The 15,402-nt window shown below is 42.5% G+C and carries 16 protein-coding genes; 10 read left to right on the top strand and 6 right to left on the bottom strand.

All coding sequences use genetic code 11. The features are described from left to right. Positions 1-194: 194 nt before the first annotated feature. From L4C35_RS02600 to L4C35_RS02585, 4 genes are all read left to right on the top strand, one after another. Positions 195-1,829, top strand: coding sequence for a GMC family oxidoreductase (locus L4C35_RS02600; RefSeq protein ID WP_428461411.1), 1,635 nt, complete (start codon positions 195-197; stop codon positions 1,827-1,829). Positions 1,830-2,140: 311 nt separating this feature from the next. Continuing rightward, positions 2,141-3,145, top strand: a complete 1,005-nt coding sequence (locus L4C35_RS02595) for a PGAP1-like alpha/beta domain-containing protein (protein WP_428461410.1) — start codon at positions 2,141-2,143, stop codon at positions 3,143-3,145. A 161-nt stretch (positions 3,146-3,306) separates the two neighbouring features. Continuing rightward, on the top strand, positions 3,307-4,125 hold the full coding sequence (locus L4C35_RS02590; RefSeq protein WP_428461409.1) for a metalloregulator ArsR/SmtB family transcription factor: 819 nt from the start codon (positions 3,307-3,309) through the stop codon (positions 4,123-4,125). A gap of 10 nt (positions 4,126-4,135) precedes the next feature. Beyond that, positions 4,136-4,633 (top strand): phosphatase domain-containing putative toxin, encoded by a 498-nt coding sequence (locus L4C35_RS02585; RefSeq protein WP_428461408.1) that lies wholly within the window; start codon positions 4,136-4,138, stop codon positions 4,631-4,633. Between the two features lie 91 nt (positions 4,634-4,724). On the opposite strand, the gene L4C35_RS02580 is transcribed toward L4C35_RS02585, so the two are convergent. Beyond that, positions 4,725-5,381 carry a Qnr family pentapeptide repeat protein gene (locus L4C35_RS02580; protein ID WP_428461407.1) on the bottom strand — a complete coding sequence of 219 codons (657 nt, stop codon included), beginning with the start codon at positions 5,379-5,381 and terminating at the stop codon, positions 4,725-4,727. A 494-nt stretch (positions 5,382-5,875) separates the two neighbouring features. Here L4C35_RS02580 and dcuC point away from each other — a divergent pair, with 494 nt between their 5' ends. Beyond that, positions 5,876-7,270, top strand: a complete 1,395-nt coding sequence (gene dcuC, locus L4C35_RS02575; RefSeq protein ID WP_428461406.1) for a C4-dicarboxylate transporter DcuC — start codon at positions 5,876-5,878, stop codon at positions 7,268-7,270. Positions 7,271-7,365: 95 nt separating this feature from the next. Here dcuC and L4C35_RS02570 read toward each other — a convergent pair whose 3' ends face one another. The 5 genes from L4C35_RS02570 to pnuC all read right to left on the bottom strand — a co-directional run bounded on the left by L4C35_RS02570 (position 7,366) and on the right by pnuC (position 10,948). Next, entirely contained in the window at positions 7,366-8,046 is a 681-nt protein-coding gene (locus tag L4C35_RS02570; RefSeq protein ID WP_428461405.1) for a Crp/Fnr family transcriptional regulator, read from the bottom strand. Between the two features lie 215 nt (positions 8,047-8,261). Further along, positions 8,262-8,756 (bottom strand): hypothetical protein, encoded by a 495-nt coding sequence (locus L4C35_RS02565; RefSeq protein WP_428461404.1) that lies wholly within the window; start codon positions 8,754-8,756, stop codon positions 8,262-8,264. A 3-nt stretch (positions 8,757-8,759) separates the two neighbouring features. Then, on the bottom strand, positions 8,760-9,197 hold the full coding sequence (locus L4C35_RS02560; RefSeq protein WP_428461403.1) for a DUF5675 family protein: 438 nt from the start codon (positions 9,195-9,197) through the stop codon (positions 8,760-8,762). Positions 9,198-9,464: 267 nt separating this feature from the next. Then, positions 9,465-10,208, bottom strand: a complete 744-nt coding sequence (locus tag L4C35_RS02555) for a nucleoside phosphorylase (protein ID WP_428461402.1) — start codon at positions 10,206-10,208, stop codon at positions 9,465-9,467. Continuing rightward, a complete protein-coding gene (gene pnuC / locus L4C35_RS02550) occupies positions 10,208-10,948 on the bottom strand; it encodes a nicotinamide riboside transporter PnuC (RefSeq protein WP_428461401.1) in 741 nt (246 codons plus the stop codon). Before pnuC ends, L4C35_RS02555 begins: the two co-directional genes overlap by 1 nt. Positions 10,949-11,289: 341 nt before the next feature. On the opposite strand from pnuC, the gene L4C35_RS02545 reads away from it, so the two are divergent. From L4C35_RS02545 to L4C35_RS02525, 5 genes are all read left to right on the top strand, one after another. Further along, positions 11,290-12,288 carry an ArsJ-associated glyceraldehyde-3-phosphate dehydrogenase gene (locus L4C35_RS02545; RefSeq protein ID WP_428461400.1) on the top strand — a complete coding sequence of 333 codons (999 nt, stop codon included), beginning with the start codon at positions 11,290-11,292 and terminating at the stop codon, positions 12,286-12,288. Between the two features lie 39 nt (positions 12,289-12,327). Then, complete coding sequence (gene arsJ / locus L4C35_RS02540) at positions 12,328-13,554, top strand: organoarsenical effux MFS transporter ArsJ (RefSeq protein WP_428461399.1); 1,227 nt, start codon at positions 12,328-12,330, stop codon at positions 13,552-13,554. A 159-nt stretch (positions 13,555-13,713) separates the two neighbouring features. Beyond that, complete coding sequence (locus L4C35_RS02535) at positions 13,714-14,358, top strand: HAD family hydrolase (RefSeq protein WP_428461398.1); 645 nt, start codon at positions 13,714-13,716, stop codon at positions 14,356-14,358. Positions 14,359-14,393: 35 nt separating this feature from the next. Next, entirely contained in the window at positions 14,394-14,759 is a 366-nt protein-coding gene (locus L4C35_RS02530; RefSeq protein ID WP_428461397.1) for a DUF2799 domain-containing protein, read from the top strand. A gap of 43 nt (positions 14,760-14,802) precedes the next feature. After that, positions 14,803-15,069, top strand: coding sequence for a hypothetical protein (locus L4C35_RS02525; RefSeq protein ID WP_048897191.1), 267 nt, complete (start codon positions 14,803-14,805; stop codon positions 15,067-15,069). Positions 15,070-15,402 lie beyond the last annotated feature (333 nt).

Here is a 15,402-nt window from a genome sequence, read left to right as displayed (position 1 = left end):
GGTCAGAGCTCCTGTCTTTAACCAAAGTTGAAAATTATTAAATAGATCACCTTTTAAATTTGTTTCATATCGTGTTTTCAATTTAATGCAAAGATAAAGCAGACATAGATCAAAAAGAAACTAGAATTAATCTATTATTAATTTATCGATAACTTCAAAATGAGCTGGCGCTTTTCAAGGATGGAGAAAGAATAATGTTCGACTATATCATTGTGGGTGCTGGCTCTGCCGGTTGTACACTGGCAAACCGTTTATCTGAAGACCCAAAAATAAAGGTTTGTTTGGTTGAAGCTGGGCCTAAAGATAATAGTTTTTTAGTGCATGTTCCTTTAGGGTTAATTGGAATGATGCACTCAAAAAAAATGAATTGGCGTTATTACACAGAGTCTGAGAAAGAATTAAATAATCGTCAGCTATTTTGGCCGCGTGGTAAAACCCTAGGTGGGAGTAGTGCGTCAAATGCTATGTGCTACATACGTGGGCATGCATGGGATTATGATCATTGGGCTAGTCTTGGTAATAAAGGTTGGTCGTACAACGAGGTGCTACCTTACTTTAAAAAAGCACAAAATCAAATGCGTGGAGGAGATACCTATCATGGTACTGGTGGACCTCTTAATGTTGATGATTTACGGGTGAAAAATCCATTATCTGTGGCATTTGTTGCCGCAGCTAAGCAAGCAGGACACCAGTACAATCCTGATTTTAATGGCGTTAACCAAGAAGGGGTGGGTTACTATCAAGTGACTCAAATAAACGGCCAGCGATGTAGTTCTGCGGTTGGATATTTGCGCCCAAGCGAAACAAGGCCAAATTTAGTGATTATAACGGATGCTTTAACCACTAAGGTGTTGTTTAACAATAAGGTCGCGATTGGTATCGAGTATGAAAAAGACGGTAAGCGCGATGTCATAAACGCGAAGCGAGAAGTTATTCTCAGCGGGGGGGCAATTAATAGCCCGCAATTACTGATGCTCTCTGGTATAGGTGATAAAACAGAACTCGAAAAATTAGGTATAGATTGTGTGCAACATTTACCTGGTGTTGGAAAAAACCTTCAAGATCATCTAGATGCTTTAGTGGTGACCCGGGAGAAGACCTTCCATTCCGTAGGGTTTTCACCCGTAGCGTTATTGCGGTCACTCAAAGGTGTAGTCGATTATTTGCTGTTTAGAAAAGGAAATTTCACGACGAATATCGCAGAGGCTGGTGGCTTTGCTAAAACCTCGTCAGATCTCGCAGAGCCTGATGTTCAATTCCATTTTTCCCCTTGTTTTCTTGATAATCACGGTTTGAATTTATGGCAAACCGTACGTCATGGTTACTCTTTACACGCCTGTAATTTACGACCTAAAAGTCGAGGTGATCTGACTTTGGTCACCGCGAACCCTCATGATGCTGTGAAAATAAATGCAGGCTACTTATCGGATCCTGAAGATATCGAAGTTATGTTGAAAGGGATTAAGTTATCACGTCAAATACTTGCCCAGCCGTCCTTTGACCGTTTCCGTGGTGAAGAGGTCTTTCCCGGTAAAAATGTACAATCAGACGATGACTTACGCGCATTTATTCGCCGTAAAGCAGAGTCTATTTATCACCCTGTAGGTACGTGCAAAATGGGTACGGATAATATGGCGGTAGTAGACAGTGAATTAAATGTTTACGGTGTTGAAGGGCTACGAGTTGTAGATGCCTCTATTATGCCAACATTAGTGGGGGGAAATACAAATGCTCCAACGATTATGATTGCAGAAAAAGCCTCGGTAGATATTTTATCGGAAATAAAAACGCATGACGACCAAAAAGAATCAATATTAAACGAGGTGTAATAACGTTTAATAGAGCTTAATCACGGTATGATTAAGCTCTATTTGAGTTTATTTTAAAAATTAGGGTGATTATTCTAATTCTATTTCCCATACTAGTCCTGCATAGTCATAATTCTATTTTCCTTTCTTTCTATCCTGTTCTAATTTACTTGTTCTTCGACACTTTTTTGTATCATCTATATTTAATACTATTGAAGTATGAGACAGTCTTCTAATGTTTTATTTTAATCGCATTATCTCGCTCGGGGTGAAGTATGTTTTCAAAGGATAATTTTTCAAAAAAAATTCAAGGCTTATTAGGTGATGTTAATATGCGCTTGAAACAAAACACCGAGTTGGCACACACAAGCATTAAAAACTTGCTTGAAAGCGGTGGCTCTTCTTATCCCGCAGCTGCCGTAGTTGCAACCTTAAATGGGCTGTTTGGTGATACCTTATTGGAGAAAAAACATCGCTTTGCTCAACGCATGTCAATTCGCGACCAGAAGCAGGATTTAATTCTTGAAAAATCGCAGTTAGAACGCCAATTGCCAGACGCACAATCGCGGATTATCTTGTGTGTACATGGTTGGTGTATGAGCGATGTTCAGTGGACGCGTAAAGGGGTTGATCACGGACGCCAATTTGAGCCGTTCGGCTACACCCCCATCTATCTGCGATATAACACAGGTCGACATATTTCAGAGAATGGCGAAGACTTTTCTCATTTTCTTGATCAGCTAATAACCGAATGGCCATGCGAGGTGAAAGAACTGGTTTTACTTGGGCATAGCATGGGTGGGTTAGTCAGCCGTAGCGCTTGTCATTATGCTCAGCAGCATGATCATTCTTGGCTCAATGCACTTACAACCTTAGTGACATTGGGGAGTCCGCATAATGGTGCACCTTTAGCCAAGCTTGCTTGTTGGCTAGATGCGCAAATTGATGATACGCCGTCACTGAAAGCATTCACATCTATCGCTGATGTTCGCAGTAATGGCAGCCGTGATTTAAGCCGTGGCGTGATATTTCATGAAGCATGGCGTGATGGACAGCAAGGTGTATTTTCTCATATTCCGCTACCTCCTAGCGTAAAATGTTTTGCAGCGGCAAGTTGCTTAGGCAGTGATATCCACGATGAAAAAAATAGGCTGTTAGGTGATGGGCTCGTACCTGTGGCGAGTGCATTGGGTGAAGCGCGAGGTCATATCATGCAGTTAGGTTTTCCATTGGATAATCTATGGGTGGCAGGAGGGATCAGTCATTTGGGTTTGCTAAATCATCCGCAAGTGCTTCATCAAGTGCAGTCATGGGTATTAGTTAATTCACCAGATTAGGCATATATGGCCTGACTGTTATATTCAGCATTGGCAGTGAGCGCAATCAAAAGAGGGGGGAGCATTCATACGCAGTTTCATACATATGTAAAATTTCATATATGTGATTTGCTATATGTAGTAGTTACGATAATATTTACACTAGGTTAGCTAAGTAACGAGTGATCATGAAACGAATATTATTTCTATGTACAGGTAATTCTGCACGATCTCAATTGGCAGAGGCTATCATGCGCGACATGGCGGGTGATGAGTACATGGTAATGAGCGCGGGTATGCGCCCTGAAGGGGTTGATCCTCGTGTGTATGAAGTGCTCGAATGCTTCGACATTAACAGCGATAACTTAACCAGTGTAACAGCGGATTCTTACCGCGATCAGCATTTTGATGTTGTGATCACCTTATGTGATAAAGCGAGTAACGAGTGTGAACTGTTTACAGACTCTGATGCATTTATTCACTGGGATTTTAAAGACCCTAAACAGCAAACAGGTAGTGAAAGTTTTTTTGAAACAGCAGAGCAGCTTAAAGCCAAAATAGCACTGTTTCTTTTGCTGAATGGTGAGCAAGATTCGGCGTCAATTGGCCCTGTTGAACTGTTCAAGATCATGAGTGATCCACTGCGATTACGCATATTAATGTTGATTGAAGATGAATATGCTTTGTCGGTGAGTGATCTAACGAAAGTATTAGAAGTGAGCCAACCTAAAGTGTCACGCCATTTAGCCTTATTACGCGATGCCGGCATTTTAAATGATCACCGTGAAGGGCAGTGGATCTACTATCATTTTCCTAGCACATTGCCCCGTTGGATTACACATGTGTTAGCAACGGTACGTAATGGTAATTCAGCGATGATCAATCAAGAGAAGATCCGCTTGATGCAGCTAAAAGATCGTCGCAAGCCTCAATTAAGTAAAGCACGTACATTTAATGGGTTAAGTGAAAAGTACCAACATTACTTAGCGCAAAAAAGTTAAAAAGGAATTAATGATGTCGACTCACCCATTTTGGATACTGCCTTTCGCCGATAGCGGAAAGTTATTGTTAACCCCTTGCCCTGGTACCAAAGACGCTGATTTGGCAACGTCAATTGCTGACTTGAAAGCGGAAGGGGCGACGGTAGTGCTGACTGCGTTAGAAGTAAATGATTTACCTGATGATGGCCTGCAAGCATTAGCTGATGCGTGTAAAGCCGCGGGCTTAGCGTGGTTTCATCTGCCAATAGAAGATGATTGTGCACCAGCAGATGCTTTTGATGATAATTGGACAGCAGCAAATCAGGCTGCTCAGCGTGCATTAGATAACGGTGAAGCAGTAGTGGCACATTGTAAAGGTGGATCTGGCCGTACAGGTTTGATTGCAGCTCGTATCATGCTAGATCGTGGTGTGGATGTGGAAATGGCAGTGGCACAAATTCAGGCGCTTCGCCCTGGTGCTTTCACTCGCCAAGCACACATTGATTACATTGCGCAGTTTGCTAAGTAAGCGGTATTGATCATGCTGTTATTGTGAAAGCATGAGGAAGAGGTAAGAAGGCACGCAGGTCGTGCCTTTTTTAGTTTTGCGGTTTCCGTGTTCAATCTGGTATGACGATGACACCCAGTGGTTCGAGTAGTTGTGCTTGCTGCCAGTCGCATATCTTAACGCCATGTAAACTTACACGGCGAGGATCAAGACCATACAGCTCTGTGTGGCTTAAATCGCAATTTTCCATATTAAACTGTCCCCAGCTATCTTCAGAGAATTCACTGCGGCTTAAATCCGACCCTTTAAACGAAGCGCCAAGTAGGTTTGCACCATTCCAACGGTTTTCAAACAGGTCACATTTTTCGATACACTGACGCTCAAAGTTGGCGTAAGCAAGGTTACAACCTGTAATATAAGCAGAGCAAAAGTAGCTACTGTGACTGATATGGTTAACAAAACTGGCTTGCTGAAAGTTAGTGCCTTTTAAGTCACTCTCTCTGAACTCGATACCAAAGCAATTTGCGCCTGAAAAGTTAGCCATCGCGAGCTGGCATTGTTTGAAGCTGGCATCGCGTAAGTCAGCATACTTAAATTGGCACCCTTCAATATCACCTTGCTCTATAAATTTACAGTTAACAAACTGTACATCTCTTAAATCAGCACGTTCGAAATTACAGCGATAGAATTGGCAGTTTTCGTAATGCGAGTCACGTAAGTTCTGATGAGAAAAGTTTGTCTGATCAAAAGATTTGTTTTTCGTTAGCATAGGTAAACTCCGTTAAATAATTCATGCAGACTAGCATCTGATAACGTTGAAAAACCAGAAATTAAAATCCTGAAAAAACAACAGATTAAAACCCTTCAAAATACCCCCTTAAGGGCACCAAAATCGCTCGTGATGAGCCTAACGAGCTCATTATCGTCTGAGCGTGTGAGGAAATTAATTTAAACAAATGTCGGATTAGTCATTGATTGGTTAAATTTAAAGCAAAATCGATCATTGACGCGATAGTAAATCAGTTCAAGTAGTAAATAATACCTTGTAAAGATTTTTGATTTATCACTGTGCTTTATTGGTTTTAAGCAAGAGATTAATAAAAATTAAGCGAATGTTTCAAAATGTGACCATAGACTGAGAAACAAGATCCTTCATGCAAGCAACACTATACGTATATGCAACTCATGATATAAATCAACATTCAGTTGCATGCTCTGAGATATACATCCTCGTTGTTTTTAAACACTGCTTATGAGGAAGTAATGAGCATATTTATCTCCATACTTGTCGTATCCATAGTCGGATTCGCCATTTTGAAAAAATATAACGCAATTGCCACTCTATTTTTAGGGGCGGCGGTATTAATGGCTGTTTGTGCTGTGATGGGTCTACCCGTTATACCTGAAGCCAAATCCAGTGGTAATGCGTGGCTGGATATTTTTGAATCGATGAACCTAATGTTCAACAATCGTTTCGGTGGCATGGGGCTGATCCTGTTTGCCTTGTTAGCTTATGCCCGTTATATGACGTACATCGGCGCTAACGACATTGTTATTAATAATGCACTTAGACTGCTTGGTGGTATCAATAAACCTTATTTATTGCTAGCGGTAACTTTTCTTATTGGTAGCTTTATCTCACTAGCAGGGTTTGGGGCAACCAGTCTTGCAGTCTTGCTGATGTCGACTTTGTTTCCCGTTCTAAATGCACTTGGGTTACCTGCTATTTCAATTGCTGCTGCTATCGCAACGACGGCAACCATCAGCTTCTCGCCGCTTGCTGTCGACTCGGTGATTGCGGCTGAAAACGTGGGTATGTCAGTTGAGATCTACACCTTGAAGTATCAAATTCCTTTGGCTATTCCAAGCATGCTCGCGATGGCGGCTGCCCACTATTTTTGGCAGCAGTATATGGACAAGAAAGAGGGGTTGTTTCAACACGGCAACACTAAGAGAGTCGATCTTAAAAACGTTGATGTGCGTACCGCAGAAGTCGAAGGTAAAGCGCCGGGCTTTTACGGTTGGTTGCCAATGTTGCCTATTATTGTGCTCATTATTACCAGCGGTGAGCTAGGGCTGATTGAAGGCGTCACCATGAACATTGGTACTATCGCTATTCTATGTTTGTTTACAGCGATGGCTTTGGAGGCGATTCGTCATCGCAGTGGTCGTATAGCCATGGACGGTATGAGTGCGATTGTTAAAGGGATGGAAGATGCGCTGCCTGTGGTTTTAATTCTGGTTGGTGCGGGGGTGTTTGCTCAGAGCCTGAAAGCTATCGGCGCGATTAATATGCTGATCGAATCAGCCTCGCAAGTTGGCTTTGGCCCTACAGCTATGATGTTGGCGCTGGTTGGCTTAACGGGGGCGGTAGCCTTCTTAACGGGTTCAGGTAACGCAGCTTTCTATGCCTTCGTAGAGCTGATCCCTAAAATTGCTGATGGCATGGGTATCAATGGTGTTTATCTGGTCATGCCAATGCAGCAGGCTTCCAATGCTTGTCGTGCGATGTCACCGGTTGCTGGGGTTATCGTTGCTTCATCTGGTATGGCAAAGGTGTCACCGTTTGATCTGATCAAGCGAACTATTCCGCCGATTACATTTGGGCTGGCGGTTAATATTATCTTAAGTGTTCTTTCCCTACCTATGGCCATTTAGCCATCATAAAAGCCTGATCGATGAAGTTGAAAGTGTCAGGCTTTTTTCTGCGCGTTATTTTTATTCTGTGGGTTATTGAAGGGTTAAGCTTGGCATTATTCACAGTCAAAAATGAAGGATTTGAGCGCTTCAATATCAACGATTTTTATTTCCCCGTTGGTTTTCGAGATTAAGCCCTTATCGATTAATTCTTTAACAGCGCGACGATACACTCGGCTTGATGTACCAAAGCGCTCGGCTTCTTGCTCGGCTTTATCAAATGAGCCCAAGATGACCTTCTCTTGGTAGCGGTGCCATAAGTCATACGCAATGTTGTACGTAATGGAGTGTAATAATCGATAGGTATAAATATCTAATGAATCTTGGTAGTCATTTGCTAGAGCGCTGGCAAAAAATAGGGCGAATTCAGGACGGTGAGTGATGAGTTCGGCAACAGACTTTAAACAAATAACGTCAACTTCTAGCTGTTCTTCTGCCACGACATTCCATTGGCATGCCGTTTGAGAAAATAGTTCCATTTCGCCAAAAATATGATGATCGCAGTCCACCTCACCTAATTGAAAGCACCGAGCATTCATTGCTGAGATGTGCATCGATACTCGGCCTACAGACACAAGATAGATGTGTTTGACAGGCTGACCTTGTTGCAGTATTGCTTCGCCAGCTTGGTAAAATCGACTGTAAAGGTGACACTGGTAAAAAGCGTTACGAAAATCTTCATAGAGCGCGTTTAAGGTTTCGGTAAATCGACCTGTTTGGTAAGGCTTCAACTGCATAGTAAGTGGTGAAACGGAGGTTAGAACTAAGGAGGTGCAAAATGATACATGTATCAGTAGAACTGCATTGTTGCGCCGATCACAGATACAGCTACCACTTGCAATAAGGTGTGCCCCACTGAACCAGCAAAGCACACCGAACTTCATACCAAAACCGCCGAGTGTAACGTATCACCTTGATTACCTAGTATTTTCTTGGATTCTTATACCCAGGGCTAATCTACAGCTCGAACGGATATACTCTCAAGCCGTCGAATTAACTGCTCTGCATATACAACCAGTTCAGGCCTCCCACCTGCAGAATAAGTTCGCATTGATTCAACTGCATTATATTTCAGCTTTTTTAGTTTTCCAGATTCAGTTCCAACATGATCTGTAAAAACCATTCCTTCTAGCTCATTAAGCCATTTTTCAAATGATTCTGGATGCTCTGAAAGAAGAGTTAATGTAGGTTCAGCATTATTTACTAGCGCCACGACAATTAATGGAGAAACCTCACCAGAAATAGCACCATCTCGTTTCAACCATATTTCAACCAATGTATTTATCAATGGTATAACTGAAAAGTCTTCACCACCTTGTAATTGAAGCTGTATTGATTGGTAGTTATCATTCATCCATGTATGATTTAGCTTAACCTTTGCTGACAAAGCGAAAGCAGGCGTTGCAACAATGAGGAATAAAAGTAATATTAGTTGTTTCTTCAACATAGACTACTCCTCAAGGTGATTGGTTATTTTTATTTGAATATTTTGATTATTTGCTATTTCAGAGAAAATTTCTTTTAGTGCCGCTTTACTATTACCCACATAATAATGTTTATCGCCAACACTTCCCCAAGTCTTTCCTGGCATCAAACACCCAAGCGTATCTTTATGATAATTTCCAGCATGGATAAGTATGAATGACCTCCCTGGTACATTTTTTAATTCATACACATTAGGGTATTTAGATGAGCTATATGGTACTACTTTATATGTTCCAGCTTTGATCCTTTTATCTGAACCTTCTTCAGTTGAATCAGGACCAGTTGGTTCTAAGACAAACCAACTTTTGTTCTTACCTTCTATTGTTAATTTACCTAACGTTGTTTCACCAAGCTGCTTGGTACGCCTTACGTTTATAGTCACTATGCTTTTCGCAGAAGACATGATGTTCATATCCTAAATACTTAAGATTATAAAAAACACACATTAACAAAGCTCTGCTTTTGAAGCATATTCAATCCGGAATTCTTGGTTACGCCTCATTAAATAGATGAAAATGATAACTTTATTTTTTACATTTCCTTGTTATTATCGCTGCCGAAAGAAAATAGCAAGAGAGCTACCAGCACTGATAGACGCAGTGTTATTTGTTCACTAAAACAAATAAAGCCCAACGTGTGGGCTCTATCTGTTTAGTTATTTAGCATTTGGTTACGAAGTCATACTGCAAAGTGCAGATAGAGCGGCTTTCGCTGCCATTATTTCGCCTTTTTGCATGGTGTCATTTGCATTGGCGTACTCACTGACACCTTCTTGAACATCTTGCTGGTAGAGCACAACATTATTCAAAATAGAAGCAACTTGCAGGCCGCGTAGCCTTCCTACCGTGAATAAAGCCGATGTTTCCATATCTGCACCTAACACACCTTTTCGACTCCAATGTTCGCAGAGAGCATCTTCGTCGTCGGTGTAGAAACTGTCGTGTGAACGCACTATGCCGTAATGAGCAGGGTAGTTATGTTGGTGTAAATAACCTTCTATTCCTGCAGTTAAAGTACGACTAGCAACAGCTGGGTAAGTATTGCCTATATAGGCCTTAGAACCACCTTCATCACGCACAGCACCTTCAGCAATAATCAATTCACCTAGTTGAATGTGACGTTGCAGTGCGCCAGCAGAGCCAACGCGAACCAGATACTTTGCGCCACACAAGGCTAATTCTTCAAGCGCAATAATTGCCGATGGTGCACCTATACCCGTGCTGCAAATCGTGATTTTTTGGCCTTGGTAATAACCGCTAACAACTCGGTATTCGCGGTTATTAGCCAGTTGTTCGCTATTATCGAGTAACTTAGCGATTCTATTAACTCTATCGGGCTCACCACAGACGATCACTTTTTCGGAAACATCAGCAATGCTAACAGCGATATGGGGTTGTTGGATGTTGTTGCTCATTACGCTAACTCGTTCGCTGTTTCAGTTGTTTTATTTTGGTTCTGTTTTGCTGTCCCCATCCAAGTGCGAGTACCGTTCATCGCAATGAATAGTAAAATAGCGTATTCGATAGATAGCGCATAAACCCCCTGAGCGGCATAAATACCCACACTAATAATGTTGATCACGACCCATAAAATCCAGTTCTCAACATATTTACGGGTCATTAAGATTTGAGCGACCACAGAAAGCACTGTCATAACGGAATCCCAGAACGGGAATGCATCAGGCTCTAGCGTTGGACGGGCTAAGTCTGCACCCAGAAGATTCAAGCCATCTACACTGATGTTGGCCAATGCTAAGAAGAAGGGGTCGATGTACATTGTCATGAGGCCTATGGCCAATACGCTTACCGCAACAGTGTAAGAGAGTTTTTGTTTGCTGAGCCAACGTACTTCAAGCATGTCGCCATTTTCAGATGCAGGTCTAGTCCATGCGTACCAGCCATAAAGGTTGGCGCAAAAGAAAAATAGTTGCAGTAGCAAAATGCCATATAACTGAATTTGGTAAAAAATAATGGCAAATAACGTGACATTAATCAGGCCGAATAAGTAGTTAATCGTTTTTTCTTGGCTGGCATTCCAAATGCATAGTAAGCCAAAAATTGTCCCGATGGCTTCAATCCACGACATAGCGTAGCCGCCACCAATAGGGATGTTGATAAGAGTGTTATTGATATCGAACCAAGCGATAAAGTCCATTATGTATGTCCTTGGGTGATTATTGGTATGGCGCTAGTGTAGGAAATTGCTTCTATTATCTTAAGGACATTTGTCCGACTGATATTGGCTGCGTTCATATTTTGCGAATTTTCCCACGGCTTAGCGAATGAATGTATCGATTGAGCTTGGCTTAGCGCACATATTTGTTGTTTTTACAGGTGTTGGCGGTGCTATTTTGTCCTTTGTAGCCTGTTGTTTTTACTTAAATCATTAAAAATGATTACGAAAAAGTCGGAATAAGGTTGTACATATGAATTATCGTATATATGATAATTCGCATGTAATGGCAGTTACTTGTTAAATACTGAAAAGGGAATCACATGGCTATTAAAGTTGGGATCAATGGTTTTGGTCGTATTGGGCGCTTAGCATTGCGTGCAGCATTTAATTGGAAAGAGGTTGAGTTTGTACAAATCAATGATGTTGCAGGTGACGCTGTCACTTTAGGGCATTTATTGGAATTTGATTCTATTCAAGGACGCTGGGAGCATGCGGTAACGGTTGATGGCAATACCATTATTGCCAATGGCCAGCGTATAACCTGTACTCAAGAACGTGATATTGATGCGGTAGACTGGTCTGGTTGTGATGTGGTGCTAGAAGCGACAGGTGTGCACCGTAAGAAAGCGTTATTACAAAAATATTTAGATCAAGGCGTGAAACGCGTTGTGGTGTCTGCCCCTGTAAAAGAAGCGGGTGTTCTTAATGTGGTCGTTGGTGTGAACGACAACCTCTACGATCCTGCACTGCACCAAATTGTGACAGCGGCATCCTGTACCACTAACTGTATTGCCCCAATTGTGAAAGTGATTCATGAAAAGCTAGGTATTGAGCAGTCTTCATTTACGACAATTCATGATTTAACCAACACCCAAACAATTTTGGATGCCCCGCATAAAGATCTTCGCCGTGCTCGTGCTTGTGGCATGAGTTTGATCCCGACCACAACAGGTTCCGCGACGGCGATTGTTGAAATTTTCCCTGAACTGGCAGGCAAAATTAACGGTCATGCGGTACGTGTACCATTAGCAAATGCCTCGCTGACCGACATTATTTTTGATGTGAGTCGTGATACGACTGTGGAAGAAGTTAATGCGTTACTGCAAGAAGCTGCAGCAGGTGAAATGAAAGGTGTACTCGGTTTTGAAGCGCGTCCTCTCGTATCGATTGACTATAAAGGTGACCAGCGCTCAACCATCGTTGATGCGCTGTCTACCATGGTTGTGAATAACCGTATGGTAAAAGTATACGCGTGGTATGACAACGAAATGGGCTACGCAACACGTACCGCTGAACTCATCCGTAAAGTGGGCGCATAAATTAAGTAGATATACTTAGTTGAGTTAAAAGGCATAGACATGATCGCGACTTTTTCGCAATTACCCCAGCAAGTGCGCCAATACATCTTGGTAACGTTTAATTACTGGAATTTTACCGTTACCGATGGCGCGTTACGCATGCTAGTGGTGTTGCACTTTCATCACTTGGGTTACACACCGCTGCAAATAGCGTCTTTATTCTTGTTTTATGAGTTCTTCGGTGTCGTCACTAACCTTATTGGTGGTTGGCTGGGGGCGCGACTTGGCTTAAATAAAACCATGAATATTGGTTTAGCCATGCAGGTCTCGGCCTTGTTCATGCTCGCCGTACCTGCTGATTCACTGACTGTGTTGTGGGTTATGCTCGCGCAAGCGCTTTCAGGAATAGCGAAAGATCTCAATAAGATGAGTGCGAAAAGCGCGATCAAAACCTTAGTGCCGAACGATCAACAAGGTGCGCTGTACAAGTGGATTGCCATTCTGACGGGGTCGAAAAATGCCCTGAAAGGTGCAGGTTTCTTCTTAGGTGGACTCTTGCTGGCTTGGCTCGGCTTCCAAGGTGCGGTTGTGCTAATGGGATCTGTGCTGGTGGCTGTACTCATCATGAGCTTGACTTGGCTTGAAAAAGACTTAGGTAAAGCCAAAAAAGCCATCAAGTTTAAAGAGATTTTCTCTAAGAGTCGTAGCATTAATATCTTGTCAACTGCTCGAATGTTTTTGTTCGGTGCGCGTGATGTCTGGTTTGTGGTCGCGCTTCCTATTTACCTAGGGCAAGTGTTTGGTTGGGAGCATTTATGGGTGGGTGGTTTCCTTGCTCTTTGGGTGATCGCTTATGGTTTTGTGCAAGGTTTTGCGCCGCGCATTACAGGCAAGGCACAAGGTGTGGTGCCTGATGGGCGTGTTGCCATGGTTTGGGTCGCTGTATTGGCCTTGATTACGGGTGCCATAGCTTTGGGGGTTGAATATAATTGGCAACCACAATTCACGATAGCGTTCGGATTATTGGTGTTTGGCGCTGTATTTGCAGTTAATTCATCGCTGCACTCATACCTCATTGTGAGTTACGCCGAAGGTGATGGGGTGTCTCTAGATGTCGGTTTTTACTATATGGCCAATGCGATGGGGCGCTTAATCGGGACGATCTTGTCAGGCTGGGTGTACCAAGAAGCAGGCCTAGCGGCATGTCTGTGGGTATCCTTCGGTTTCTTAGTTGTCACGACATTGATCTCTATCGGCTTACCTCAACATAAAACCGTTTCTGCATAGTAACGCTACTACATAACAAACCACGGTGTGTCATCGGCCGTGGTTTTTCTATTTTTCCTTCTATTTACGCGGTCAGCAAGATTTCGTTAGCTGAGTTCCGTTATACTTTTATGTGAGTGATGCTAAAGATAACTAAAACCATAATGATAAGGCGAATGTATGCAGGCTATTTGTTTCGATTTTGATGGTACATTGATAGATTCAGAAGTTTTCCACGCACAGAATTGGTCTAACTATCTTGCCTCTGTAGGGGGCGATATTTCACAACCTCAATTTTTATCGCATTACGCAGGGCTGCCTTGGCCTAAAGTTGCGGCAGAGATGAAAAATCAATTTTCATTGACTCAAGAAATCCATCATATTTTGCATGATATGGAAGCGCTAACCCGCGAAATGCTGCAAAAAGGGCATATCCCAGCAATGCCAGGTGTAGATAATGCACTCAAGCAGTTGCATGGTCAGTGCCCGTTAATGGTCGTGACTGGCTCACCGCGAGAATATGTAGAAGGCATTTTAGAGCGCTTAGGCTGGTTGTCGCTATTTGACGGGGTGGTTACAGGGCAAGATGTCGCGAATAACAAGCCGTCTCCAGAGATTTATCAATTGGCTTGTAAGCAATTAAATGAGCAACCCGATCGTGTGATAGCAGTAGAAGACAGCCTTACGGGGATCACTTCTTCACTATCTGCAGGTTTGCCAACAATTTTGGTGAACCCTGAACTGCCGCAATGGAACGTAGACGTTCATGATTCATTTTCATCGATGGAAGAAGCGCAAGTGCTGCTTAACCGCATGATTGCGTAATGGTATCAATGCGCATCATATTACAAGGAGAAGGTATGAACAAATGGCTGCTGCCCATATTCGTGGGCATGTTACTTTCGGGGTGTGCTTTACAGCCCCAGCTCGCATTTAACGATGACAACGAGTGGAAAGAATATGGCTATGAAGTGGCAATTGCAGGGATGCTAAAAGATTCAGAAAGTAACTTACAAGGGCGGGATACAACTAAGTCATTGCAAGCTACTGGCTATCAAGCCTATAGTGACGGCTATGAGTTGGGACGTTCGGAATATTGTTCACAAAATGCGGTAATGCTCGGTATAAAGCAAGAGCCATATCGTGGGATTTGTGATCGTTTGGACTGGACGTTTCGACAAGATTATATGAATGGACGTAGCAGCCGTGCTGGCCGTGGACTCTAAGTGTGACTATCTGCCCCATATTAAGGGGAGTTATAGGCGAAGTATGCAAAACGAAGACATTATGACAGGCGAAATGCTTGTTGAAGCCGTTGAGAATCAATTGGCTGAAGGTAACCCAGTAAAAGTAAAAGAAACATTGATGCGCTTAGTGATGACAGGCACACCGCGTGAAGAAGCATTAGAAATGATTGCCTGTGCGCTTTCTGTGGAAGTGTTTGATGTAGCAAAGAACGAAGGCACTTTCGATCTGAAGCGCTATAGTGAAAACCTAGACTCGTTACCTGACATGCCTTGGGATTTTGACGAGTAAGCATTCATTGCTTTTTATAAAACAGTCTTAAATAGAAACCACTGCTGATTTATCGCGGTGGTTTTTTTATGTGTGAGGAAAAATGTTGAAGCCTTTAATGTGGGTAGATTTTTGTTCTTTCCTGAGCTGGCTTGCTGAACTGTTATGCGCCAAGGGAATGGTGTCGGTGATGTTTAACAAGGATACAGGTTATCATCCTATGATACCGCTTTGATTTGTATTCATTGAACGTCAATTACCTATTGAGATTATTTGTTAATAATATGAAAAGGCTTATTACTATTTGACACTTATATGTAAGTTACAGCTAAGCATGTTCACTAGCTTGGTGTG

The sequence above is a fragment of the Photobacterium kagoshimensis genome (assembly GCF_050337045.1).
Lineage (GTDB): Bacteria > Pseudomonadota > Gammaproteobacteria > Enterobacterales > Vibrionaceae > Photobacterium > Photobacterium kagoshimensis.
Note: the sequence above shows the minus strand (reverse complement) of the source record. Positions and strands in the feature narration are given on the sequence as shown.

Bases quoted from the DNA above. Each gene is read 5' to 3' on its own strand.
- L4C35_RS02600 (WP_428461411.1), top strand. From the start codon at position 195: ATGTTCGACTATATCATTGTGGGTGCTGGCTCTGCCGGTTGTACACTG.
- L4C35_RS02595 (WP_428461410.1), top strand. From the start codon at position 2,141: ATGCGCTTGAAACAAAACACCGAGTTGGCACACACAAGCATTAAAAAC.
- L4C35_RS02585 (WP_428461408.1), top strand. From the start codon at position 4,136: ATGATGTCGACTCACCCATTTTGGATACTGCCTTTCGCCGATAGCGGA.
- L4C35_RS02580 (WP_428461407.1), bottom strand. From the start codon at position 5,381: ATGCTAACGAAAAACAAATCTTTTGATCAGACAAACTTTTCTCATCAG.
- dcuC (WP_428461406.1), top strand. From the start codon at position 5,876: ATGAGCATATTTATCTCCATACTTGTCGTATCCATAGTCGGATTCGCC.
- L4C35_RS02570 (WP_428461405.1), bottom strand. From the start codon at position 8,046: ATGCAGTTGAAGCCTTACCAAACAGGTCGATTTACCGAAACCTTAAAC.
- L4C35_RS02565 (WP_428461404.1), bottom strand. From the start codon at position 8,756: ATGTTGAAGAAACAACTAATATTACTTTTATTCCTCATTGTTGCAACG.
- L4C35_RS02560 (WP_428461403.1), bottom strand. From the start codon at position 9,197: ATGTCTTCTGCGAAAAGCATAGTGACTATAAACGTAAGGCGTACCAAG.
- L4C35_RS02555 (WP_428461402.1), bottom strand. From the start codon at position 10,208: ATGAGCAACAACATCCAACAACCCCATATCGCTGTTAGCATTGCTGAT.
- pnuC (WP_428461401.1), bottom strand. From the start codon at position 10,948: ATGGACTTTATCGCTTGGTTCGATATCAATAACACTCTTATCAACATC.
- L4C35_RS02545 (WP_428461400.1), top strand. From the start codon at position 11,290: ATGGCTATTAAAGTTGGGATCAATGGTTTTGGTCGTATTGGGCGCTTA.
- arsJ (WP_428461399.1), top strand. From the start codon at position 12,328: ATGATCGCGACTTTTTCGCAATTACCCCAGCAAGTGCGCCAATACATC.
- L4C35_RS02535 (WP_428461398.1), top strand. From the start codon at position 13,714: ATGCAGGCTATTTGTTTCGATTTTGATGGTACATTGATAGATTCAGAA.
- L4C35_RS02530 (WP_428461397.1), top strand. From the start codon at position 14,394: ATGAACAAATGGCTGCTGCCCATATTCGTGGGCATGTTACTTTCGGGG.
- L4C35_RS02525 (WP_048897191.1), top strand. From the start codon at position 14,803: ATGCAAAACGAAGACATTATGACAGGCGAAATGCTTGTTGAAGCCGTT.